Annotated in this window: 22 protein-coding genes and 1 pseudogene; 11 read left to right on the top strand and 12 right to left on the bottom strand. The window is 43.8% G+C overall.

Annotation, left to right across the window (positions count from 1 at the left end; translation table 11 throughout):
• Positions 1-63: 63 nt before the first annotated feature.
• Positions 64-1,179: a small-conductance mechanosensitive channel protein MscY gene (gene mscY, locus MKY50_RS05285; RefSeq protein WP_003245529.1), complete on the bottom strand. Its 1,116-nt coding sequence runs from the start codon at positions 1,177-1,179 to the stop codon at positions 64-66.
• A gap of 148 nt (positions 1,180-1,327) precedes the next feature.
• A complete protein-coding gene (locus MKY50_RS05280) occupies positions 1,328-1,435 on the bottom strand; it encodes a YhdX family protein (RefSeq protein ID WP_009966908.1) in 108 nt (35 codons plus the stop codon).
• Between the two features lie 233 nt (positions 1,436-1,668).
• On the opposite strand from MKY50_RS05280, the gene MKY50_RS05275 reads away from it, so the two are divergent.
• The 3 genes from MKY50_RS05275 to crcB are packed head-to-tail and all read left to right on the top strand — an operon-like array spanning position 1,669 to position 3,135.
• Positions 1,669-2,400, top strand: coding sequence for a glycerophosphodiester phosphodiesterase (locus tag MKY50_RS05275; protein WP_003244958.1), 732 nt, complete (start codon positions 1,669-1,671; stop codon positions 2,398-2,400).
• On the top strand, positions 2,387-2,782 hold the full coding sequence (locus MKY50_RS05270; protein WP_014479308.1) for a fluoride efflux transporter FluC: 396 nt from the start codon (positions 2,387-2,389) through the stop codon (positions 2,780-2,782). Before MKY50_RS05275 ends, MKY50_RS05270 begins: the two co-directional genes overlap by 14 nt.
• Entirely contained in the window at positions 2,779-3,135 is a 357-nt protein-coding gene (gene crcB, locus MKY50_RS05265; RefSeq protein WP_003233320.1) for a fluoride efflux transporter CrcB, read from the top strand. The genes MKY50_RS05270 and crcB overlap by 4 nt, the downstream gene beginning before the upstream one ends.
• A gap of 13 nt (positions 3,136-3,148) precedes the next feature.
• Here crcB and MKY50_RS05260 read toward each other — a convergent pair whose 3' ends face one another.
• Positions 3,149-4,534, bottom strand: a complete 1,386-nt coding sequence (locus MKY50_RS05260; RefSeq protein ID WP_061891223.1) for a hemolysin family protein — start codon at positions 4,532-4,534, stop codon at positions 3,149-3,151.
• A gap of 326 nt (positions 4,535-4,860) precedes the next feature.
• The gene (locus MKY50_RS05255) at positions 4,861-6,042 is read right to left on the bottom strand and encodes a pyridoxal phosphate-dependent aminotransferase (protein WP_341116266.1); all 1,182 of its coding nucleotides are present in this window, start codon (positions 6,040-6,042) and stop codon (positions 4,861-4,863) included.
• 156 nt (positions 6,043-6,198) lie between these two features.
• Between MKY50_RS05255 and cueR the strand changes: the two genes are divergently transcribed.
• Positions 6,199-6,630: a Cu(I)-responsive transcriptional regulator gene (gene cueR / locus MKY50_RS05250; RefSeq protein WP_010886460.1), complete on the top strand. Its 432-nt coding sequence runs from the start codon at positions 6,199-6,201 to the stop codon at positions 6,628-6,630.
• Between the two features lie 60 nt (positions 6,631-6,690).
• Positions 6,691-8,025, top strand: a complete 1,335-nt coding sequence (locus MKY50_RS05245; RefSeq protein ID WP_009966903.1) for a hemolysin family protein — start codon at positions 6,691-6,693, stop codon at positions 8,023-8,025.
• Between the two features lie 67 nt (positions 8,026-8,092).
• Here the strand turns inward: MKY50_RS05245 and MKY50_RS05240 are convergent, their stop codons facing one another.
• Together MKY50_RS05240 and akrN are read right to left on the bottom strand one after the other, a co-directional pair.
• Complete coding sequence (locus tag MKY50_RS05240; RefSeq protein WP_003233335.1) at positions 8,093-8,692, bottom strand: 1-acylglycerol-3-phosphate O-acyltransferase; 600 nt, start codon at positions 8,690-8,692, stop codon at positions 8,093-8,095.
• Positions 8,693-8,826: 134 nt separating this feature from the next.
• The gene (gene akrN, locus MKY50_RS05235; RefSeq protein WP_003245422.1) at positions 8,827-9,822 is read right to left on the bottom strand and encodes an aldo/keto reductase AkrN; all 996 of its coding nucleotides are present in this window, start codon (positions 9,820-9,822) and stop codon (positions 8,827-8,829) included.
• A gap of 196 nt (positions 9,823-10,018) precedes the next feature.
• Between akrN and sigM the strand changes: the two genes are divergently transcribed.
• The 3 genes from sigM to MKY50_RS05220 are packed head-to-tail and all read left to right on the top strand — an operon-like array spanning position 10,019 to position 11,854.
• Entirely contained in the window at positions 10,019-10,510 is a 492-nt protein-coding gene (gene sigM, locus MKY50_RS05230; protein WP_003224177.1) for an RNA polymerase sigma factor SigM, read from the top strand.
• The gene (locus tag MKY50_RS05225; RefSeq protein ID WP_341117288.1) at positions 10,500-11,576 is read left to right on the top strand and encodes an anti-sigma factor; all 1,077 of its coding nucleotides are present in this window, start codon (positions 10,500-10,502) and stop codon (positions 11,574-11,576) included. The genes sigM and MKY50_RS05225 overlap by 11 nt, the downstream gene beginning before the upstream one ends.
• Complete coding sequence (locus MKY50_RS05220) at positions 11,564-11,854, top strand: anti-sigma-M factor (RefSeq protein WP_003233341.1); 291 nt, start codon at positions 11,564-11,566, stop codon at positions 11,852-11,854. Before MKY50_RS05225 ends, MKY50_RS05220 begins: the two co-directional genes overlap by 13 nt.
• Positions 11,855-11,885: 31 nt before the next feature.
• Here the strand turns inward: MKY50_RS05220 and MKY50_RS05215 are convergent, their stop codons facing one another.
• A complete protein-coding gene (locus MKY50_RS05215; RefSeq protein WP_015252470.1) occupies positions 11,886-12,314 on the bottom strand; it encodes a GNAT family N-acetyltransferase in 429 nt (142 codons plus the stop codon).
• Positions 12,315-12,423: 109 nt separating this feature from the next.
• Here MKY50_RS05215 and pdxR point away from each other — a divergent pair.
• A pseudogene (gene pdxR, locus MKY50_RS05210) lies at positions 12,424-13,829 on the top strand (MocR-like pyridoxine biosynthesis transcription factor PdxR).
• A 34-nt stretch (positions 13,830-13,863) separates the two neighbouring features.
• Here pdxR and MKY50_RS05205 read toward each other — a convergent pair.
• The 4 genes from MKY50_RS05205 to citA form a co-directional block, all read right to left on the bottom strand.
• Positions 13,864-15,219, bottom strand: a complete 1,356-nt coding sequence (locus MKY50_RS05205; protein WP_341116265.1) for a sodium-dependent transporter — start codon at positions 15,217-15,219, stop codon at positions 13,864-13,866.
• Positions 15,220-15,337: 118 nt separating this feature from the next.
• Positions 15,338-16,735: a branched-chain amino acid transporter BcaP gene (gene bcaP, locus MKY50_RS05200; RefSeq protein ID WP_003245791.1), complete on the bottom strand. Its 1,398-nt coding sequence runs from the start codon at positions 16,733-16,735 to the stop codon at positions 15,338-15,340.
• A 248-nt stretch (positions 16,736-16,983) separates the two neighbouring features.
• Positions 16,984-17,853, bottom strand: a complete 870-nt coding sequence (locus MKY50_RS05195; RefSeq protein WP_341116264.1) for an SDR family oxidoreductase — start codon at positions 17,851-17,853, stop codon at positions 16,984-16,986.
• 73 nt (positions 17,854-17,926) lie between these two features.
• Positions 17,927-19,027 (bottom strand): citrate synthase CitA, encoded by a 1,101-nt coding sequence (citA, locus tag MKY50_RS05190; RefSeq protein ID WP_038427555.1) that lies wholly within the window; start codon positions 19,025-19,027, stop codon positions 17,927-17,929.
• A gap of 108 nt (positions 19,028-19,135) precedes the next feature.
• On the opposite strand from citA, the gene citR reads away from it, so the two are divergent.
• Complete coding sequence (citR, locus tag MKY50_RS05185; protein WP_003233357.1) at positions 19,136-20,011, top strand: transcriptional regulator CitR; 876 nt, start codon at positions 19,136-19,138, stop codon at positions 20,009-20,011.
• 70 nt (positions 20,012-20,081) lie between these two features.
• On the opposite strand, the gene lytE is transcribed toward citR, so the two are convergent.
• The gene (gene lytE, locus MKY50_RS05180; RefSeq protein ID WP_003244816.1) at positions 20,082-21,086 is read right to left on the bottom strand and encodes a peptidoglycan endopeptidase LytE; all 1,005 of its coding nucleotides are present in this window, start codon (positions 21,084-21,086) and stop codon (positions 20,082-20,084) included.
• A 529-nt stretch (positions 21,087-21,615) separates the two neighbouring features.
• Between lytE and phoA the strand changes: the two genes are divergently transcribed.
• On the top strand, positions 21,616-23,001 hold the full coding sequence (phoA, locus tag MKY50_RS05175) for an alkaline phosphatase PhoA (protein ID WP_341116262.1): 1,386 nt from the start codon (positions 21,616-21,618) through the stop codon (positions 22,999-23,001).
• Positions 23,002-23,023 lie beyond the last annotated feature (22 nt).

The raw sequence follows: 23,023 nt of genomic DNA, 5'->3' as shown, positions 1-23,023 counted from the left end.
ACCGCCTTTTTCTCTTATTTTACCATGAAAAAGACTCCGCCTCTGTCAGACGAAGTCTCTCTTTTAAGCCCGTTCCTTTTCCTCTTTATTTAGATTCACCTGGAATTGGTCGCTTTCGTGCTTTTGCTTGACAACAACCATTTGGCCGGGATATGCAAACTGAACGCCTTCTGCACCTAAAATCTCAATAATTTTATAGTTGATATCCTCTCTAATATTAAGGTTTTCAGCCCAAACCGTCGTTTTTGTATAGAAGTTAAAAAATAAATTGTAGTAGCTGTCGGCAAACGTATCAAAGTTGACCATGATTATTTCATTATCAACGCCCTCATGCTCTAAGAGCATTGTTCTGAGAGAATGAATGGAGCGTTCAAGGTTCTCAATCGGCGTAGCGTAGGACACATGGATGGAAAACGTAATCTGGCGTTTGGTCATTCTTGTCCAGTTCGTGATCGCTTCCATCGACAGCGTAGAGTTCGGCACCGTTACAAGCGCCCCCTGTGCTGTTCTGAATCTCGTGCTCCTAAAGGTAATATCCTCGACTGATCCTGTTACTGTCGACGTCTCCACCCAGTCACCAATTGTAAACGGCTTTTCAGTAATAATGATAATACCGCCGAAGAAGTTGCTGATGGTATCCTTCGCGGCAAGCGCAAAAGCCAGTCCGCCAAGACCAAGGCCCGCTACAAATCCGTTGACATCATAATTGAATTCCTGAGCGATCACACTGACACTGAGCGCAATGATCACAAAACGGAGCAATTTGGATAAAAACGGGGCCAGAATGTCATCCATGTCAAGCTCGAAGCGCTGGTTCACCTTATGGAAGATAAACGACGATGTTGCGGTCAAATTACAAAGACCCCAACACAAGAGCGCCACAATCAGTGAGCGGTATATTTTGCTGATGACCGGCATTTGCTCATCTAAAAACGGTGAATACCGGATCGCTAAAAACAGCCCAAGGGCAACAAAAAACCATCTGGCCGGCTTATCAAACGCCAGAACCACCTGTTTAAAAATTTCTGTTTTCGGCCGGTTTGTCAAATTAAAAAGCAGGTTAAAAAAATATCTTGTGAATAATTTTCTAAGTATAAGAAACACCAGCAAAATCGCCAAGCTGATGCCGATTTGTATGATGTTATCAAGCGTAAAATACTGCTGCAGATAATCCGGCATGACTGTCTCCCCTCTATCCCAATCAATTGTTTATTATACTAAAATATTCGTAAGGATGTTCATTTAAATGTCTTATGCAGCACAAAACCCCGGCGAAACGCCGGGGTCATTTCTCAATTCATCTATCAGCCAGATTCAATAGGGACAGTCACTTACCTTTTTTCGTTTGTGTCTGATCAAGGAGAGTTGCTTTTTGCATTTCAGCATCCGTTTCGGCTTTAATTCTTTCCTCCACTCTGATTCTCCCTTTTCCCATGATCTCGCCTCCTTTTTTGCTATTATAAAGGATCATATTTTGTTGTGAACATGTCGAAAGACCTAATTTTCTGACGAAATGTGTTCTGATACGCTGAGTGTCTTTTTTTAGTTATACGCATTCCTCAGCCCGGACCATTCCGATATGGCAGAAAAAATTCACCAGTTTGTATCGCGGTGCATATATGGATTTGATACAATAACAGAAATGCCCATACGAGGAGCTGACTTAGCTTGTACATCATTGCCCATCGCGGAGCATCCGGCTACGCTCCGGAAAATACGATTGCCGCATTTGACCTTGCGGTGAAAATGAATGCAGATATGATCGAACTGGATGTCCAGCTTACAAAAGACAGGCAGATTGTTGTGATACACGATGACAGGGTTGACCGAACAACAAACGGATCGGGCTTTGTTAAGGATTTTACCTTGGAGGAATTGCAAAAACTCGATGCAGGAAGCTGGTACGGTCCCGCTTTTCAAGGAGAGCGTATTCCAACCCTGGAAGCGGTGCTCAAGCGCTACCACAAAAAAATCGGCCTTTTAATTGAACTAAAAGGCCATCCGTCTCAAGTCGGAATTGAAGAAGAGGTGGGACAGCTATTAGGGCAATTTTCTTTTTCTATCAATAATATTGTTCAATCCTTTCAGTTCCGCTCCGTCCAAAGGTTCCGCGAGCTTTATCCTTCGATTCCGACAGCGGTCATTACAAGGCCCAACTTTGGCATGCTGTCCAGAAATCAGATGAAGGCCTTCCGCTCTTTTGCAAACTATGTCAATATAAAACACACACGGCTTAACCGTCTGATGATCGGCTCCATCAATAAAAATGGCTTAAACATATTTGCATGGACTGTCAACAATCAAAAGACAGCGGCAAAATTACAAGCCATGGGCGTGGACGGCATCGTTACAGATTACCCGGATTTCATCATAAAGGATGGCAAACATGAAAATATATAGCGCGGTTTTTATCGGAGGCGCGCTTGGCGCCTGCCTCCGATACGGATTAAACTTATGGATACACACCGGTCAGTTCCCGGCGGCAACCTGGCTGGAAAATGCGGCAGGCAGCCTTCTATTAGGCATTTTGACCGGATTTTTTATGATCGGGGCAAAACGGCCTCTGCTGTCGGCTTTTTTAGGCACCGGCTTTTGCGGAGGCTTCACAACAATGTCCACGTTTTCTAAGGAAACGGTGATGCTTTTGCAAGGACAACCCTCATTGGCTCTTTTATATGTGGCAGCCTCATTGATATCAGGGATCATATTTGCACTGATTGGTGTTTTTGCGGGACGGCGCATAGCAGGCATTCAGCAAAGAAAGGGGCTGCAGGAAAGATGACACTAGCGGGTATTTTCATAGGGGGCGGACTTGGCGCAATGCTTCGGTTCTGGCTTGGCAATGTCATAACCGCCAAAACCAAAGGTCTGAGCCTGCCCATTGGCATACTGACAGTCAATATTCTCGGAGCTCTCGGGCTCGGAATATTTACAGGACTTCACGTTGCAAATGCTTCGGTCTCGCTTATCATCGGCACGGGGTTTTTTGGCGCCTTTACGACCTTTTCCACCTTCAGCGTTGAAAGTATTCAACTCCTTATGGCCAAACGTGTAATAGAAAGCATCTTGTACATCGCCCTGACACTTTGTGGGTCGCTTTTGGCATTTTGGTGCGGCTGGACAATCACAATATAAAAAAACCTTGAGCTTATTTCTCGCTCAAGGTTGCACTGTTCAGCATCACAGGCTCAGGCAGCGGCAGCTTGTGGTGCGCCATAATCCCGGTTGTGTTGCCGGCTTCTTCTTTTATATCGATTTGCTTGATTAATCGGCCGTCCATCTTCAGCACCTTTATCGTATATGAACCGATGCGAATGGATTCACCAGCCTCAATATCGATGTTTTCTTTTAATATCAGCCCGCCGATCGTATCGACATCTTCTTGAATCGATGCGCCAAGAAGGCTGTTCACCTGATCGATCCGAACCTTTCCATCCATCACATAATGTCCGTCGCCAAGCTTTTGGATCAGCGGCTGTTCATCTTCATCAAATTCATCTCTGATCTCTCCGACAATTTCCTCAAGAATATCCTCTGTCGTCACAAGTCCCGAGGTTCCTCCGTATTCATCCGACAATATAGCCATATGAATGCGCTCGCGCTGCATTTTAATCAACAAGTCATGAACCGGGATCGTTTCAATCACTTCGATGACCGGCCTCACATACGGATGGATCGTCATCTTCATTCGTTCTTCTTCTGTCATAAACAGCAAATCAGAAAACAAATGCTTCGTATTGACCAAACCGATCACACTGTCTTTGTCTCCATCTGTGACTGGCCAGCGCGTGTATTTTTCCTTCAGCATGACTTCGAGCATCTCGGCCATCGTCATCTCAGTTGACACAGCAGCCATTTCCTTCCGCGGTATCATAATTTCTTTGGCGATCCGATTATCAAATTCAAAAATCTTATTCACATATTTATATTCAGACGGATTAATCTCTCCGTTTTTTAAACTCTCAGATAACAGCATCCTGAGTTCTTCCTCAGAATGGGAACCATCATGTTCTGACGCAGGCTTCAAACCGAACATCCCGCATAAAAACCGCGCCGATCCATTGAGGATCCAAATAAATGGAAACAGGAGCAAATAGAATAAACGCAAAGGGCCCGCTATCAGTAAAGTCAGCTGTTCTGCCTTTTGAATCGCGACCGTTTTCGGGGCCAGTTCACCTACAACAACGTGCAGGAACGTGATCAAGCCGTACGCGACTGCAAAAGAGGCTGCATGTGAAACCGAGTCTGGCAAGCCGAGCGGTTCAAACAGTGGATGCAGCAGCCGTTCAAAGGCCGGTTCACCCAGTACGCCAAGTCCAATTGATGTCAATGTAATGCCCAGCTGGGATGCGGATAAATATTCATCCAAATCTGTAATGACACGCCTTGCGAGTATCGCCCGTTTGTTTCCTTCTGTGATAAGCTGATCTATTCTGGATCTCCTTACTCTAACAATCGCAAACTCGCTTGCAACGAAAAACGCGGTTAAAGCAATGAGCACGCCAATTAAAATCAGACTGTCAATATCGTCCATTTAACCCTATCCTCTCAACAAAGGATAAGGAGTCACCTCCTGATATAATCATTTTTCCTTAACATTGAGGTACGCGGTGTATTGTTGCCTAAGCAGAGGGCCCCATCATACCACCTCCAAAAGTCAAAGTTTGATTATAAATTGTATATTTTATTGTAACACAACTCATTCCAAAAATGATTTTTAATTTTTAGACTTTTATCATGAAGAAAGCCTTAATTGCCTGCACTGCTTTTCAATTCCTGCCTGTCTGGATTGGAAGAGGAAGGTTTTTGCGGATATAAAAAGAAAACAGCCTTAAAAACTGTTTTCTTTTCTTTGCCTTCTTAAGCAAAATCTTTATATAAAGAAATGAAAATGTCCCGTGAGTTTTTAATCTGCTCGATCGGCACACTGAAGGATAATCGGAAATGCCCGCTCATTCCAAAACTGCTGCTCGGCACAATTAATAATTTGTATTTTTGGGCGGCATGCACGCAAAATGCAACTTCATCTTCAATCGGCGATTTCGGAAAAACAAAGAAACCTCCCTTTGGCATTTCAAATTCAAAACCGGCTTCTTTTAAAATGTCTACCATTAAATCCCGGCGCTCTTTATAAGCGCTCGCGTCTACTCTTAAATCATCCATTCGTGCCACAGCCCGCTGCATCATGACAGGGGCATTCACAAATCCAAGCGTTCGATTACAATACACAAAAGCGTTGATCAAAAGGTCCGCATCCGGCATTCGGCTGTCCAATCCGATATACCCGAGCCGCTCCCCGGCTATGCCTAGATCTTTACTGAATGAGCTGGCCAATATCACACGATGGTACGATTGAAACGGATTTGCCAGTTCTTCATCATAGATTAATTGACTGTACGGTTCATCAAACAGCACATAAATCGTCTGGCCGCTCTTCTCTTCTATTTCTTTTAATAAAGCGCCTAAATCGTCTATATTTTTCTGGCTGAGAACCGTGCCTGTGGGGTTATGCGGTGTATTGAGGATCAGCCCTTTCGTCTGTGGAGTGATCGATTGCCTTACCGCTTCAATGTCGATCTCAAACCGGCCTGTCAATGGGCAACTGACGGCCTTTCCCCCGTAGTTCTCAATATACAACTTATATTCGGCAAAATAAGGTGCGAGAATAATGACCTCTTCCCCAGGGTTTACGATGCTTTTTAACGCAACATTCAAAGCGCCTCCCGCGCCCACCGTCATGACGATGCGCTCCGCTGAGAAATCAGCTTCAAAACGCGAGCCCAGAAATTGCGCGACTTTTTCTCTCGCTGCAGGAAGCCCTTGATTTTGTATGTATCCGTGGCTGCCTTTTTCAGCTTCCTCTATTAACGCTCTCTTAAAAGCTTCAGGCGGTTCAACAATCGGGTTGCCGAGTGAAAAATCAAATACCTGGTCTTCCCCGAACTCCTTCTTCAGCCTTGCACCTTCATCAAACAGCTTGCGAATCCATGATCCTTTATTTAAATTTTCTTCAACTTCCCGGGATAACCCAGCCAATTTCATCTGTCCCTTCCGCATATAAAAATTTGAAAATTCTATCTTCCTATGTTACTTCAATCAGATGATGAATTCCACAACTTCCAATTCCGGTCTGAAAAAAACAATAAACTTGTGCAAGACACCGTTCATATATTAAACTATTCTCATAACTATAACGTGATGGTTGGGAGGGATATAGATGGGGCTGAGACTTATCGCATCAGTGAACTAGCGGCACTCGCCGGAGTAACGAAACGGACAGTTGATTATTATACGAATCTCGGTCTGCTTACGCCGGCCAGATCCTGTTCAAATTACCGTTACTACGACGAAAATGCACTCAAACGACTTATATTTATTGTAGATTGCAAGAAGCAGCGATTGGCCCTGTCCGATATTAAAGATCGACTGGAGAACCAGTTTCCCTCTTCAGCTAAACTTGATGATGAAATTGGAAATCTGGCATTAGAAATTGATCATATGAATCAAAACATCTCCGGAATCTTGCATCGGTTTGAACGGCTGAAGCCCGAGGATCGTGACAAGCTGAAAAGCAAACTCCCGCCTGAAAAGCTCGCCGTGTTCCAATCATTTATGCTGCTGTTAAGTTAAAACCATTTTATCTAACAGGAGGTGTTACCTTCATTCTCATTGCTAGAGTGAAGGTTCTAATTGGACATAGTGAATTTGATTTTAGTTGCTGTTTTAATCGCCCTGACGGCATTTTTCGTGGCATCTGAGTTTGCCATTATCAGAATCAGAGGCTCACGGATCGATCAGCTGATCGCGGAAGGAAATAAAGCAGCAATAGCCGTAAAAAAAGTGACCACGCATCTTGATGAATATTTATCTGCGTGTCAGCTCGGAATTACATTGACTTCCATCGGATTAGGGGTTTTAGGTGAATCAACGATTGAAAGGCTGCTTCACCCGCTTTTCGTCCAAATGAACGTTCCAGGTTCCCTTTCACATGTCATATCGTTTATTTTTGCGTATGCCATTATCACGTTCTTACACGTTGTTGTCGGAGAACTTGCACCTAAAACAGTCGCTATCCAAAAGGCGGAAGCAGTGTCTATGCTGTTTGCGAAACCGCTGATTTGGTTTTACCGCATCGCGTTCCCATTCATTTGGCTTTTGAACAATTCCGCACGGTTATTGACCAAAGCATTTGGCCTGGAGACCGTTTCAGAAAACGAACTGGCTCACTCAGAAGAAGAACTGCGAATCATTTTGTCTGAAAGCTATAAAAGCGGTGAAATCAACCAATCAGAGTTTAAATATGTGAATAAAATCTTTGAATTTGACGACAGGCTCGCGAAAGAAATTATGATTCCGCGGACCGAAATTGTCAGCCTTCCGCATGATATCAAGATTTCTGAAATGATGGACATCATTCAGATTGAAAAATATACCCGCTACCCTGTGGAAGAGGGCGATAAAGATAACATTATCGGGGTTATTAACATTAAAGAAGTGCTGACAGCCTGCATAAGCGGTGAGGTATCTGTTGATTCCACCATTTCTCAATTCGTCAACCCGATCATTCATGTCATTGAATCTGCGCCAATCCAAGACCTGCTTGTCAAAATGCAAAAAGAGAGGGTCCACATGGCCATTTTGTCTGATGAATACGGCGGTACTGCCGGGCTTGTGACGGTTGAGGACATCATTGAGGAAATTGTCGGTGAAATCCGCGACGAATTTGATATTGATGAAATTAGCGAAATCCGCAAAATCGGCGAAGGCCATTATATTCTTGACGGAAAAGTGTTAATTGACCAAGTAAACGACCTGCTAGGCATTCATTTAGAGAACGAAGAAGTCGACACAATCGGCGGCTGGTTCCTTACTCAAAAATACGATGTTGAAAAAGATGATTCCATCATCGAAGAGGGCTGCGAATTCATCATTAATGAAATTGACGGCCACCACGTGGCATATATTGAAGTGAAAAAGCTTCAAGAAGAAGAACTTCTGGAGACAGCTAACCAGCAGGAAGCATAATAAGAAAAGCACCTTGTATAAGGTGCTTTTCTTATTTTCACAGTTCAGGGCAATCTCTCAGAACGCCTTATAGCTGATCAAGTTTATTCTCTAGTTCTTTAATCCGCTGATTCAAAGCCTCTGTCATTGCTGCAAGTCTTTCCTTTGAAGGCAGGTGGGCAAAATCTGCCTGGTGAAGAGGCTCACCGATAATCAGCTTCATTTTTCCTTTTTTGAATAATTCTTTTCCGCTTGAAGGGCCCTGATATGCAGCGGGGACAAGCGGCGCTTTCCCCATTTGCGCAATTGTCACCGCACCTCTTTTCAAAGGCACATCCTCAGAGGTTCTTGTTCCGCTTGGGAAGATACCGACGATCTCTCCTTCTTTCAGCAGCTTAATCGGCGTTTTAATACTGCTTGGCCCGGGATTTTCCCGATCTACCGGAAAGGCATGAATTTTCTTCAGAAACGAACCGATCCATTTATTTTGAAAAAGCTCTTTTTTCGCCATGTAGTGTATTTGATAAGGAAGAATCCCGACTCCGAGTGTAATCACATCAACCCAGCCGGAATGTGTACACGCGATGACAAAACCTGAATCGGCCGGAAGGTTTTCTTTGTTATACACCTTCACTCCTCCGCGAAGAGAAAGAATAACTTTTAAAGCATTTGCACAAAACTTATACATATCGCACTTCCTTTGTCGTAATCAATGATTCTTTCTGTCATCTATTATAACAACATTTTTTATTACCTGGTACTAATTTTTAAGATTTCTCCCGTTAAAACGCCAAAAAGCTGAGGATTCGCCCTCAGCTTTTGTTATATTTCCTCTCTGGTCGGCGGGGCCATAAACTCCGGTCCGACAGGGTCTGATATCGTATTTTCCAATATAGTATTGATATCTTTCTGATCTTCACTGTTCAGCGTCCAGCCTGTAATCTCAGATAGGGCCTCAAGCTGCCCAGGCTTTCTTGCCCCCCAAAGAGCGATATCCGCTCCCGGCTGATCTAAGATCCATCTGACAGCCAAGTGAATCACTGATTTTCCATAACGTGTCTTCGCCAGCTTATCCAATTGATTGACAGCAGAAAGATACTCTTTAAAGCGGGGCTTCTGGAATTTTGGATCGTGATTACGCAGATCATCGCCCTCAAATGTATACTCTTCGGTCATTTTGCCTGTTAACAGCCCTCTGCATAAACTGCCGTATAATAATGTTGTTATCTTGTTATCTTTCGCATAAGGAAGGACACTCTCTTCCATCTCTCTTTCAAACAGATTATATGGAGGCTGAATCGTATGGAGAGGTGCGACGGCGCGAAATGTATCCATTTGCTCAATTGAAAAATTGCTGACGCCAATCGCCCGGATTTTTCCCGCATCATATAATTCCTTCATGACTTCAGCCGTTTCTTCAATTGGCACAAGCGGATCGGGCCAATGCACCTGATAAAGATCAATATAGTCTGTTTGAAGCCGCTTCAAAGAATTCTCAACTTCCTCTACAATTCTCGCTCTGTTCGCATGGCGGAACAGCTGGTTGTTCTTCCAGTCCAGAGCCGTTTTCGTTGCGAGAATCACCTGGTCTCTTTTGCCGTACTCTTTGATTGCCTTTCCGACGATTTCCTCGGACTGCCCGAAGCCGTAAGCCGGCGCGGTGTCAATCAGTGTAATCCCCTGATCAAGAGCGGCGCGGATTGTTTCAATCGATGTTTTTTCGTCAGTGCCTCCCCACATCGTTCCGCCAATGGCCCATGTGCCGAGGCCGATTCTGGAGGCTTCTATTCCTGTATCTGCTATACTGGTATATTCCATTGTGCCACTCCTTCACTTTTTCACTATCTTTTCCCCTCTGGAAAAAATGTTAAACATTTCTCCGCACTATCTTTTGCGGCCATTTTTGGGTACTATATAGTAATGGTGTTTGATTAGGTATAAAAAAGCCGTTTGCATGTAATGTGCAACTTTAAACCTTTCTTATGCGTGTATAACATAGAGGGGAGAAAAGGCAGTGACGATCGATGAAATTTACCAAATGTACATGAATGATGTTTACAGGTTCCTGCTCTCCATGACAAAAGACAAGCATCTTGCTGAAGACTTGCTGCAGGAAACCTTTATGCGGGCATACATACACATTCACTCCTATGATCACAGCAAAGTAAAGCCCTGGCTTTTTCAAGTGGCGCGAAACGCCTTCATTGATTACGTCAGAAAGCATAAGAAAGAAGTAACCATTTCTGATGACTTAATCGGAAGCCTCTTTCAAAATGCTGTTCAAAGTCCTGCCCATCAGGTAGAGATAAAGGAAGTGCTGACTGGTTATATGTCCGAGCTCCCCGATAATTACCGGGAGGCCTTAACGCTATATTATTTAAAAGAGTTAAACTACAAAGAAGCATCCCATATTATGAATATTTCAGAGGCGAATTTTAAAAGTGTTTTATTTCGTGCCAGACAGCGGCTGAAAGCACTTTATAATAGAGGTGTTAATGATGAATGAAGAATTTAAAAAGCGTTTTGATCAATATAAAAATGGGGAAATGAGCGACCAGGAAATGACTGCATTTGAGGAAGAACTTGAGAAGCTCGAAGTATATCAGGAACTGATTGACAGCGAACTAGAGGACGATAACGATTGGGAACTCAGCATCAGTCCTGAAAAACAAAAAGCGATTTTAGCCTACGGCAAACGCAAGTCTTATTTGCGAATTTCTGTGCTTGCCGTCATTTCGACATTGATGATTTTGCCGCTTTGTACGCTGGGAAGCTACCTCTATTACGGAATGGGTGGAAAACACAGCACCGGCAATGAGTTTATGGAAACTGCCGCGGTCACTGTAGCCCTGACCATGCCGAATGTTCTTGTTGATACTTCCGGACTGAAAAGCCAAGTGAAGCTATTTGGAATGAATACGGAATTCCCGCTGCAAAAGCAGATTGGCACGAAGACGGCTGCCGTAGGGAATGAACGGGTTGAAATGTTTTATAACAAAGTAAAAGCGCCGGCAGTAAACTACTATGACTTAGAAGTGAATAAAACCGGCCATTACTTTACACATCCTTCAAACAAGTCTGAACAAACGACCGCAAAAGCAGAAAAAACGTTAAGCACATTGCCTGAAGGAACGGTATCAGAGGTCTACCTTTCATATGACCGTGCATATCCGACAAAAGACGTGTATAACAAATTCAAAGGCTATGATGTGAGCTTTTTGTGGAACGCAATCGAAACAGAGAAAAACACAAATAAGACAGCTTCCACAGAACCTCTTGGCTATCCTGGAAAGGATTCAAAGTTCTTGGCCGCCCTTAATACAAAAGGCAAGTCGAATGGCGATCAGTTTATCAACGCCCTGAAATTCATGTCCAAACACGAAAAATGGGCTCAGGTCATTTCAAAACGGAAAGACCTGAATGTAGATAACCGATTAGATTATGTAGAGAAAAACGGTGTCAATGTATACGGTTCGGTCGTTACAGGGCCAACCAAGGAAATCCAGCGCATGCTGAAAAATAAATCTGTAAAATCAGCGAATGTCGGCGAGGTGGAATTATGGAATTGGTAAGAATTTTTAAAGAACACAATGTATTCGGCTGGATCTCTGTCGGGACAGCGGTTCTGTCCCTGCTGTTGCTGAATTTGGCCATTATCAGCAACGTCACGTTTTATTCCTATCAAATGCTTCCGTTCGCCATGGCTGCCGTTCCGTTCGGCGTTGTTGAACTCTTCATCAAGAGAGGGCGCACAGGTCCAGGCCTGCTCGGCGTCATCCTTAATCTCTTTGTGATTATTTGTGTGTATACCATTGTATCTGTAGATACGAATTTACAGTTTGGCTTTTAAAAAAGACGCCTTTTCAGGCGTCTTTTTTTCATTACACCGGTTTTTGGAACAAATAACTTTCTATAGTAAAACCCATTTTATCTGTATAAAATCGATGTGCGTCTTTACGCTGAAGGCCAGATGAAAGACTGACAAAACCAAGTCCGGCTTTTCTCGCCCAGTCTGAGGCATAATCCAAAAGCATTTTGCCGTATCCCTTTGATCGGCAAGGTGCCGTTGTAACAAGATCCGCAATCCACAAGTGCTCTCCTTTATGAATGGAAACTCTCGGCAGAGCCCCGCATAGCGCTCTGATTGCTGTATCTTCATATAAGGCAAACAGCATATACGATTCTTTCTGCACACAGGCTTCAAGCCTTTGTAAATACGTCTCTATATCCAGTTCTGTTCTCAATTCACTCATAATCGGATACGACTCAGCCCATTCTTCTTTCGAGGTTAATTGTTTCATATGGATCATCTTCTCAATCCCCTTTCCTTTCGTTACAATGATCATAGCTAATAAATGGCATTTGCCAAATAGCCAATATCAGAAAAAATGACCATGCCAGCTACAAAGGAGACATGAGATGGATATTACGCCGTTTCTTGATAAAAAGAGCAAAACACCGCTGTATGAGCAGCTTTATACCTTTTTTAAACAAGAAATTTCACATGCGCGAATAACAAAGGGAACAAGACTTCCGTCAAAACGCAGGCTCTCCAGCTTGCTCGATGTCAGCACGGCAACTATAGAACGAGCTTATGAGCAATTAACTGCTGAGGGCTATGTCAAAAGCAAGCCGAAAATCGGCTGGTTCGCGGCGAAAGTAGAACAAGGATTCCCGACAGCTCCTGACCATTTTCAGCAGTCTGTACAGCCGGGATTACATGAAAAGAACGCACCTGCTATTGACTTCCATCAGGGCAACGTTGATCCGACCCTCTTTCCCTTTAACGCATGGAGAAAAAGCATAGTAAAAAGTCTTGATCGCTATTCAAGATCGTTTCACACCTCTGGCGCCCCTCAAGGAGAATACGAACTCAGGCACATGATTGCCCGATTCGTCAGGCTGTCTCGGGGAGTAAATTGCGAACCCGGCCAGATTATCATCGGCGCAGGAACCACCGTGCTTCTGCAAATTCTTTGCCTTTCGCTAAAGCCAGGTACAAAAATCGGCTTTGAAGAACCGGGCTTTCACCGTTCAAGAAGGATGTTTGAAGCAAATCACATGGATGTCACTCCAATTTGTTCTGATGCAGAAGGCGTCCTGCCGGATGAGCTCTACCGCCAGAAACCTTATCTCATGTATACGACTCCTTCGCATCAGTTTCCGATTGGGACCATTATGACGATTACCCGCAGACAGGAGCTGCTGGCATGGGCGGCAGAAACAAATTCATTCATTATAGAAGATGATTACGATGGAGAATTTCGCTACAGCGGCCATCCCATTCCGTCTTTACAGGGGCTTGATCCGAATGGCAGAGTCATATATCTGGGCACTTTTTCAAAGTCACTTCTGCCTTCCTTGCGGCTCAGCTTCATGATTGTGCCCCCTGAACTCATGGAACCGATCAAAAACAGTGCTCAGTTAATGAAGCAGACCGTCTCTGTCCACTCGCAATTGGCACTGGCAGACTTCATCGAAACCGGAGAGTGGCAAAAACACATAAATAGAATGAGAAGCACCGAAAAAAACACACTATCCTGTTAGAAACCATCCGCTCTGAACTGGGAAACACCGTTGAGATTCTCGGTAAGAACTCGGGGCTTCACATCCTGCTGCGCCTTTTGTTTCCAGCAAGTGAGGAAGAAGCAATACAAGCAGCCGCAGACCACGGTGTAACCATCTATCCCGTGTCTCCCTCATATAAAGAACAGACGCCTTTTGCTTCTGTCTTAATCGGTTATGGCGGTTTGTCAGAAGAGGACATCAGGCTCGGCATCCAAAAACTGAAAACGGTATGGGCACCGTTGATATCATCTTATTAAATAAAAAACAGGCCCCGGAAACGGAGCCTGTTTTTTAAAATGATAAAATTCCGATTAAATTTAAGAACACGATAATAATGGCAAGCGGCACGATAAAACGAAGCAAATAAAACCATGTGTAAAAGAATGCTTTACCTGCATTTGATCCATCTCGCATTTCAGCCAAGAGTTCGCTTTTCGAAATTTTAAGCGGGATAAATAGAGAAATTAACAGAGCGCCTGAAGGCATCAAAACATTGCTGACGGTAAAGTCGGCAATATCAAAAAATGTTTTGCCAAATAGGTGCACATCACTCAAAACGCCATAAGACAAGCAGCATGGGATTCCGACCAAAAAGATCAAAAGCCCGCTCGTCCATGACATTTTTTTTCTCTTCTTTTCGTCCCCTTTTCCGATTGTGGCAACGATAATTTCAACCATCGAAAATGCTGAGGTTAAGGCTGCAAATAAAAATGCAACGAGAAAGCCGATAAAAAACAACGTGCCGAACGGAAGCTGTTCAAAAACGGCCGGAAGCACTGTAAACAGCAGTGTCGGTCCTTCATTTGGCTGAAAACCGAATGAGAAAACCGCCGGAAAAATAGCCAAACCTGCCAAGAGTGTCACAATGATATTCATCAAGACAATGGAGGCTGCCGAACGAGGGATATTTTGTGTTTTCGGCAAATAGGAGCTGTAGGTCACCATCACCGAAACCCCCAGTGTTAACGTAAAGAAGGCCTGTCCCAGCGCGAATAATATGGATTCCGGAGTCAGATCGCCGAAATGAGGCACAAGCAGAAACTTTACGCCTTCCATTGCACCATTAAGCGTAAGAGACCGAAGAACGAGCAGAATAAACAATAAAAACAAAATCGGCATCATCACCGCGCTTACCCGTTCAATCCCTTTTTGAACCCCTCTTGCGACAACGAGTACAGTCAGTGCCATAAAGACAAGCTGAGCCGCGAGCGTCTGCACCGGATTTTGGATAATAGAAGCAAAAAGAGCGCCATACTGTGCTTGAGAAAGCCCGGACAGTGAGCCTGACGCCGTTTTTACTATATACAGCAAAATCCATCCCCCAATTACACTGTAAAACGACAGCACTAAGAAACACGCGGCTACGCCGATCCACCCCGTAAGAAACCAAGCTGATCGCGGCGCTTCTTTTTTATATGCATCAATGGCATTCGTCTGGTTCCGTCTTCCAAAAATAAATTCCCCCACCAAAAGCGGATAGCCTAAGAGGATGGTAAATAACACGAAGATAAGAAAAAAGGCTCCTCCCCCATTGGTCCCCGCTACGTAAGGGAACTTCCAAATCGCGCCCAAGCCGATAGCCGAGCCGGCGGCTGCCATGACGAAACCGATTTTCGAAGCCCATTGGACTGGTTTTTGCTCAGACAATAAACGTCACTTCCTTTCCAGCCTATATTATCTCTTATTTTTGTCTTCATTTCTATAGATTCATTTGCCAAGAACAGAAAAGAGAGCGGCCTGTATGGACGCTCTCTTTATCAAAAGGTTATTGATTTAATTTTGAATGCTTTCTTGAATACAGAAAATAGATTACCAAGCCGATTAACAGCCACACTAGGAAGCGGACAATCGTCACCCATCCCAGATTTAAAATCAAGAACAGGCAGAACAGAATCGCCAGGCCTGGGATCACGGGAACTCCCGGGCATTTAAAAGCTCTCGGAAGATCAGGCTGTTTCTTTCTCAAAACGATAACTGCCACAGAAATCAGGACAAATGCCGACAACGTCCCGATGTTTACCAGCTTTGCAAGTTCATCCAGCGGAACAAGTGAGCCGAGAAGCGCCGACATCGTTCCGAAAAACCAAGTGGCCACATAAGGTGTTTTGTGCTTTGGATGCACTTTAGAAAGTGAACCCGGCACAAGTCCGTCACGCGACATGGCAAACATGACGCGGGTCTGCCCGTAAAGCATCACGAGCATAACTGTTGTCATTCCCAGCACGGCGCCAATATCAATGATGCCTGCCACCCAATTTTGCCCTGCGCTTTGAAGAACAAGAGAAACCGGATGATCCACACCCGCAAATTGAGCAAACGGGATAACCCCAGTCATGATGGCTGATACGGTGACATATAAAATCGTGCAGACCAGTAAAGAGAAAATAATGCCTTTAGGCAGATCCTTCGCGGGATTTTTCGTTTCTTCCGCAGCAGAGGATACAGCGTCAAATCCGATAAAAGCAAAGAATACGAGCGCCGCTGCACTGAACACGCCGCCAAAGCCCATTGGCATAAACGGCTGCCAGTTGTGCGGCTTCACGTAAACGGCTGCCACCGCGATAAACAGCAGAACAACCAGTATCTTCAAGATAACCATGATATTGTTGACTCTTTTTGATTCTTTGATGCCTAAATAAAGCAAATATGTGATCGCCATTACAATGACGAATGCAGGAAGATTAAACAGGGTAAAGGTGCCTTTCACTGCGCCCGGTGCCGCTGTTAAAGCAACCGGAAGATGAATGCCGAGCCCTGATAAAAACGATTGGAAATAACCAGACCAGCCGACCGACACTGCACTTACCGCCAGCATGTATTCTAAAATTAAATCCCACCCGATAATAAAGGCCATAAGCTCTCCCAATGTCGCATAAGTGAATGTATACACCGAACCTGAAACAGGCACACTTGACGCAAATTCCGCGTAAGACAGGGCGGCGAATAAACAAGCCAACGCCGCCACAACAAATGAAATGGTCAGTCCGGGACCTGCCGTGACTGCGCCTGTTCCCGTCAGAACAAAAATCCCTGTGCCAATAATGGCGCCGATTCCAAGCAACGTTAAATCAAATGCCCCTAATTCTCTTTTTAAAGACTTTTCACCGCTCGTCGCAGCGATTAAATCCTGAATGCTTTTCTTCCTAAAAACGCTCCCTTTCATTCCCCTTCAACTCCCGATCATCTATTTTTATATATTTTATTTGAATTTTCTGAATTCATGAGCAACAATGGTCATTTTTCTGTTTTTCTACTATATTTGTCCTGGTCGCGAATCATTCCTTTCTCCTACTCAATATTATATATAAAATTGCAAAAATGAAAACAAAATTGTTAGAAAAATCGACAAATTTTTTATTTTGAAATTTCTCATCACAAAAAAAACCAGCTCTGAAGCTGGTTTTTCGTTGATTACGTTGAAATAAAACGGCCGCCATTCACATGAATGGTCTGCCCTGTCATATAGGAAGATTGGTCAGACGCCAGCAGAACATAGGCGCCTGCATGCTCAACCGGCTGTCCCGGTCTTCCCATTGGGGTATCCAAGCCGTGCTGTTTCACTTTTTCCTCAGGGAATGTCGCCGGAATAAGCGGTGTCCAAATCGGACCAGGCGCCACCGCATTCACTCTGATGCCTTTATCTGCAAGCGACTTCGCCATGGAACGCGTAAAGGAGACAATCGCACCCTTTGTGCTGGAATAATCAATTAACGCCGTATCCCCTTCATAAGCGGTAATCGATGTCGTATTAATAATGGCACTCCCCTCTTGCAGATGAGGCAAAGCTTTCTTCGTCATATGAAACATGGAAAAAATATTTGTGCGAAAGGTTTTTTCCAGCTGCTCTGTTGAAATATTGAGAATGCTGTCCTGCGGATGCTGTTCAGCGGCATTGTTCACTAAGATATCGAGTTTACCAAAATGGTTCACTGTTTGCTGCACAGCTTGTTCACAATGGTTCTCGTCCCCGACATCTCCCGCGATAAGCAGGCAGCGGACATTCTCCTTTTCGATCCGTTTACGTGTTTCCTCTGCGTCCGAATGCTCGTCTAAGTATAGAATGGAGATATCAGCCCCCTCTTTAGCAAAGGCAATAGCTGCTGCTCTCCCTATTCCGCTGTCGCCTCCAGTAATGATCGCGACTTTTCCTTTCAGTTTTCCGCTTCCTCGATAATCCTCGTCCTCTGACAGCGGCAGCGGGTTCATTTTTGATTCAATGCCCGGCTGTCTGTCCTGATGCTGCGGTTCTTGTCCTTCTGTTTGTCTGTCCATTGGGTTCACATTCATCACTCCTAGACATGTGGTTGATACTGAACGTTACCACACGACAGAAATGAATAAACGCCAAAATATGTTATGAAAGTACTTCCTCGGGAATGGCACCGGTATATTTCGCTGACGGGCGGAAAATCATGTTGTTTTCTGCCTGTTCCAGCACATGGGCGCACCACCCTACCATTCGGCTTGCTGAAAAGGTCGGAGTAAACAATTCATCGTCAAAATCGATGGCCTTCATCACTGCAGCCGCGTAAAATTCAACATTTGTGTACAGCTTTCGTCCCGGTTTGTAGATTTCAAGCAAACGAATCGCTTCTGCTTCTACATGCAGCGCAAGATCAAGATCACGGTCATTGCCGGCCACCTCTTCTGCTTTCTGTCTCAAAGCTTCTGCCCGCGGGTCTTTTGTTTTGTACACCCTGTGGCCGAATCCCATCAAGCGCTCTCCTTTTTCGAGTTTTTCTTTCAGATATGCTTCAGCATGTTCTTTTTCTCCAATGTCTTCAAGCATTTTTGTCACCGCAGAAGGAGCGCCTCCGTGCAGCGGACCTTTCATCGTGCCGAGAGCAGACGTGACGGCTGACACTAAATCACTCTCTGTTGATAACGTGACTCGTGCCGAAAAAGTGGATGCGTTCATGCCGTGCTCCATGGCCAGAATCATATAGGTTTCAAGCGCTTTCTTTTTTGCCTCTGAAGGCTGTTCACCTGTGAGCATATAATAGTAGTTTTCGACATGTCCGTACTGGGAAGAAGGTGCAATTGCTTGTTCACCGCGCGTCCATCTTTTTCTGTATGCAATGATGGAAGGCGTGATTGCAATCAGCCGGATTGCTTCTTCTGTTTTCGGATGGAATATGTACGTATTTTCCCCCAATGCTGAAACAACCGTTCTCAGCACCGACATATCGTCCATGTTGTTTGGCAGTGATTGAATCAAGCGCTCAATGTGTTCCGGAAGATTCCGTTCCGCAGCCAGCTTACCTTTAAATACCTGCAATTCTTCAGTTGAAGGCAGTTTCCCAAATAAAATCAAATAAGCTGCTTCTTCAAAGCTGTGATTCAGTGCGATGTCTTTTGCATGATGTCCTCTGTAAATCAGACGCCCTTTTTCACCATCAATATGGCTGATTGATGTTTCCACACATGTAATTCCCTTTAATCCGTAATGTACCATTTGTATTCCCCCTATCCTTTTCTGTTATTATAGTAAATATAATATTTAAAAAATAATGAATATTTTAAAGGGAATTAATTAAAAATATTAATCAGAGGGAGAACAGAAATGGATTTCAAATGGCTTCACACCTTTGTGACCGCTGCAAAATATGAGAACTTCCGAAAAACGGCGGAAACGCTTTTCTTATCTCAGCCTACTGTGACCGTACATATCAAGCAATTAGAAAAAGAAATCAGCTGCAAGCTGTTCGAACGTAAAGGCAGGCAAATCCAGCTGACTGATGAAGGCAGGGCGTATTTGCCGTATGCGCTCAGGCTTCTTGATGATTATGAAAACAGCATGGCAGAGCTTCACAGAGTGAGACAAGGCTACTCTCAAACCTTACAGCTCGCGGTTTCTCCGCTTATTGCAGATACTGTGCTTCCTTCTGTCATGAAACGGTACACAGCAATGAATACGGAAACAGAAATGGCGGTTACGATTTTCGAATCAGCGGAAATCGCGTCACTGATTAAAGCCGGGGAAGCAGATATCGGACTAAGCTGTTTAAAGGTACAGTCTTCTTCTTTAAGCTGCCACTGCTTATACAAAGACCCTGTCGTCCTTGTTGCCCCGCCCGATAAGCGTTTCATAGAAGACAACGAAATTGATGCCAAAGAGGTGCTCGAACAATACCTGCTTTTGACCCACAATCATCCTGATTACTGGGACGACTTGCTCCGTCAAGTCAGAATGACATTTCCATTTGTGAGAACAATGAAGGTCACTCAAACACATATAACGAAACGGTTTATCAAGGAAGGACTCGGAGTTTCATTTCTGCCTTTATCTACAGTAAAGCGTGAATTAGCAGAGAAACAGATGATCAGAATTCCTTATCAGTCTGTACAGCTGCCCTATGCCGGCGCTTACGCGATTGCCCTTTATGAAAATAAGAAAGAAAAAAAATTCTTGGATTTTTTATCACATTTTCATTTTTAGGAGCAACCAAAACGCCTGTGCTCCGTCTAATGAAAAAAACCCGTTCCAATGAACGGGTTTTCTCTAAAAATCAGAATCTTTTCGCACCGAGGTAACGAGGCTTCCAGTAGCTGTTGTTCAGGCTGCTGATTTGTACGCCGTCAGATCCTGCATGAATGAAACTATTGTTTCCAATGTAAATCCCCATGTGAGAAGGGCCGGATTTATATGTTGTGAAGAAGACGAAATCACCAACAGACGGGCTGGCAATGCTCTTCATAGAACTCCAGTATCCTGCAGTGCTTGTTCTGCCCACACTTGTTTGTTTATTCAGTACGTACCAAATGAATCCGCTGCAGTCAAAGCCGGAAGTTGTCGTTCCGCCCCATTTATATGGCGTTCCGACTAACGCTTTTGCATCAGAAACCAGCTTGCTCACATTAAGTGATGTAGATGACGTTTTGCTGCTTGAAGACGATGAAGATGAAGCAGGTTTTGAGCTGCTTGTGCTTGTTCCTTTCACCTTCAATACTTGGTTGACATAGATTACATCTGATTTTAAGCCGTTTAAGCTTTTTAATTTGCTAACCGTAGTGCCGTATTTGCTCGCAATTTTAGAAAGGCTGTCTCCGCTCTTCACTTTATAAGTAGAAGTTGAAGACGATGACACTTTTGATGAGCTGGAGCTGCTTGAACTAGTTGAACCTTTCAGTTTCAGGACTTGTCCAACACGAAGCAAATCTGATTTTAAGCCATTCAGCTTCTTCAGTTCATTGATTGTCATGCCGTATTTTTTTGAAATTTTCCAAAGGCTGTCCCCGCTCTTTACTTTGTATGTAGAAGAAGAGGAAGAAGAACTGCTGCTTTTTGAACTTGTAGATTTGCCGTTAATCGATAAAGTTTGTCCCACATAAATAATGTCTGAACGAAGGTGGTTCTCTGATTTAATTTTACTGATCGTTGTGTCGTATTTTCTTGAAAGATCCCATAACGTGTCGCCTTTTTTCACCTTAATGCTTTGTGCAGATGCCGCTCCTGCAAATAACGTCGATCCTAAAACAACTGCTGTCGTAGCTGTAATGATTTGCTTTTTCATATTTTCCTCCCCAAATGTTAACTCTCTATATATGTATCTCTTTTTTTAAATTAATCTTATTGATTTCTATTATAAGGATAGATTCCCATCAGAAATAGTCTTGACTTCATGTGACAAATTTCTTAATTATTCGTTCTAAAAAAAAGTTTTTAAGGGTATTAAATATTTCATTTTCGTTGCAAAGGTGACAAAAAACGAGTGCTTTTGTCATGTTTTATGGGATGTTTTTCAACATAAAGGAAATAAATGAAAAACTTTCGGGGTCGGCTCACATACCGGAAAAATGAGTGGTAAAGAATATTCGAGGAGAGCTGCGGTTATCCGCAGTTTTTTTATTTAAACAAACATATCATGCAAAGACAGAGAGGTAAAGATTTTTCTGAAAAATGAATGCTTTACATCAAATAAGGCAAGATAACGAAAAGCGTTTTTTCATTTCCTTACAAGGCTTTACTTATTGTTTACATGATCAACAGCCGCATTTAACAAAATTTCCCTAACATGATAAACGGAATACATTAAAGGAGGCATGAAAAAAATGAGTTTGTTTCAAAATATGAAATCAAAACTTCTGCCAATCGCCGCTGTTTCTGTCCTTACAGCTGGAATCTTTGCCGGAGCTGAGCTTCAGCAAACAGAAAAGGCCAGCGCTAAAAAACAAGACAAAGCTGAGATCAGAAATGTCATTGTGATGATAGGCGACGGCATGGGGACGCCTTACATAAGAGCCTACCGTTCCATGAAAAATAACGGTGACACACCGAATAACCCGAAGTTAACAGAATTTGACCGGAACCTGACAGGCATGATGATGACGCATCCGGATGACCCTGACTATAATATTACAGATTCAGCAGCAGCCGGAACAGCATTAGCGACAGGCGTTAAGACATATAACAATGCAATTGGCGTCGATAAAAACGGAAAAAAAGTGAAATCAGTACTTGAAGAGGCCAAACAGCAAGGCAAGTCAACAGGGCTTGTCGCCACGTCTGAAATTAACCACGCCACTCCAGCCGCATATGGCGCCCACAATGAATCACGGAAAAACATGGACCAAATCGCCAACAGCTATATGGATGACAAAATAAAAGGCAAACATAAAATAGACGTTTTGCTTGGCGGCGGAAAATCTTATTTTAACCGCAAGGACAGAAACTTGAAAAAGGAATTCAAACAAGCCGGCTACAGCTATGTGACAACTAAACAAGCATTGAAAAAAAATAAAGATCAGCAGGTGCTCGGGCTTTTCGCAGATGGAGGGCTTGCTAAGGCGCTCGACCGTGACAGCAAAACACCGTCTCTCAAAGAAATGACGGTTTCAGCAATTGATCGCCTGAACCAAAATAAAAAAGGATTTTTCTTGATGGTCGAAGGGAGCCAGATTGACTGGGCGGCCCATGACAATGATACAGTAGGAGCCATGAGCGAGGTTAAAGATTTTGAACAGGCCTATAAAGCCGCGATTGAATTTGCGAAAAAAGACAAACATACACTTGTGATTGCAACTGCTGACCATACAACCGGCGGCTTTACCATTGGCGCAAACGGGGAAAAGAATTGGCACGCAGAACCGATTCTCGCCGCCAAAAAAACCCCTGAATTTATGGCAAAGAAAATCAATGAGGGCAAACCGGCAAAAGATGTGCTCGCCCGCTATGGCAATCTGAAAGTCACATCTGAAGAAATCAAAAGCGTTGAAGCAGCTGCACAGGCTGACAAAAGCAAAGGGGCCTACAAAGCCATCATCAAGATTTTTAATACTCGCTCCAACAGCGGATGGACGAGTACCGATCATACCGGCGAAGAAGTACCGGTATACGCGTACGGCCCCGGAAAAGAAAAATTCCGCGGATTGATTAACAATATGGACCAGGCAAACATCATATTTAAGATTTTAAAAACTGGAAAATAAAAAGGATGCAGAACGCTGCATC

This window comes from Bacillus sp. FSL R7-0685 (assembly GCF_038002425.1).
Lineage (GTDB): Bacteria > Bacillota > Bacilli > Bacillales > Bacillaceae > Bacillus > Bacillus subtilis.
The sequence above is the reverse complement of the archived record's forward strand: the minus strand, read 5'-3'. Positions and strand labels throughout refer to the sequence as shown.

Coding starts and splice junctions, on each gene's coding strand:
- mscY (WP_003245529.1), bottom strand. CDS start 1,179: ATGCCGGATTATCTGCAGCAGTATTTTACGCTTGATAACATCATACAA.
- MKY50_RS05280 (WP_009966908.1), bottom strand. CDS start 1,435: ATGGGAAAAGGGAGAATCAGAGTGGAGGAAAGAATTAAAGCCGAAACG.
- MKY50_RS05270 (WP_014479308.1), top strand. CDS start 2,387: ATGAAAATATATAGCGCGGTTTTTATCGGAGGCGCGCTTGGCGCCTGC.
- crcB (WP_003233320.1), top strand. CDS start 2,779: ATGACACTAGCGGGTATTTTCATAGGGGGCGGACTTGGCGCAATGCTT.
- MKY50_RS05260 (WP_061891223.1), bottom strand. CDS start 4,534: ATGGACGATATTGACAGTCTGATTTTAATTGGCGTGCTCATTGCTTTA.
- MKY50_RS05255 (WP_341116266.1), bottom strand. CDS start 6,042: ATGAAATTGGCTGGGTTATCCCGGGAAGTTGAAGAAAATTTAAATAAA.
- cueR (WP_010886460.1), top strand. CDS start 6,199: ATGGTTGGGAGGGATATAGATGGGGCTGAGACTTATCGCATCAGTGAA.
- MKY50_RS05240 (WP_003233335.1), bottom strand. CDS start 8,692: ATGTATAAGTTTTGTGCAAATGCTTTAAAAGTTATTCTTTCTCTTCGC.
- akrN (WP_003245422.1), bottom strand. CDS start 9,822: ATGGAATATACCAGTATAGCAGATACAGGAATAGAAGCCTCCAGAATC.
- MKY50_RS05225 (WP_341117288.1), top strand. CDS start 10,500: ATGATGAATGAAGAATTTAAAAAGCGTTTTGATCAATATAAAAATGGG.
- MKY50_RS05220 (WP_003233341.1), top strand. CDS start 11,564: ATGGAATTGGTAAGAATTTTTAAAGAACACAATGTATTCGGCTGGATC.
- MKY50_RS05215 (WP_015252470.1), bottom strand. CDS start 12,314: ATGATCCATATGAAACAATTAACCTCGAAAGAAGAATGGGCTGAGTCG.
- bcaP (WP_003245791.1), bottom strand. CDS start 16,735: ATGAAAGGGAGCGTTTTTAGGAAGAAAAGCATTCAGGATTTAATCGCT.
- citA (WP_038427555.1), bottom strand. CDS start 19,027: ATGGTACATTACGGATTAAAGGGAATTACATGTGTGGAAACATCAATC.
- citR (WP_003233357.1), top strand. CDS start 19,136: ATGGATTTCAAATGGCTTCACACCTTTGTGACCGCTGCAAAATATGAG.
- lytE (WP_003244816.1), bottom strand. CDS start 21,086: ATGAAAAAGCAAATCATTACAGCTACGACAGCAGTTGTTTTAGGATCG.
- phoA (WP_341116262.1), top strand. CDS start 21,616: ATGAAAAAAATGAGTTTGTTTCAAAATATGAAATCAAAACTTCTGCCA.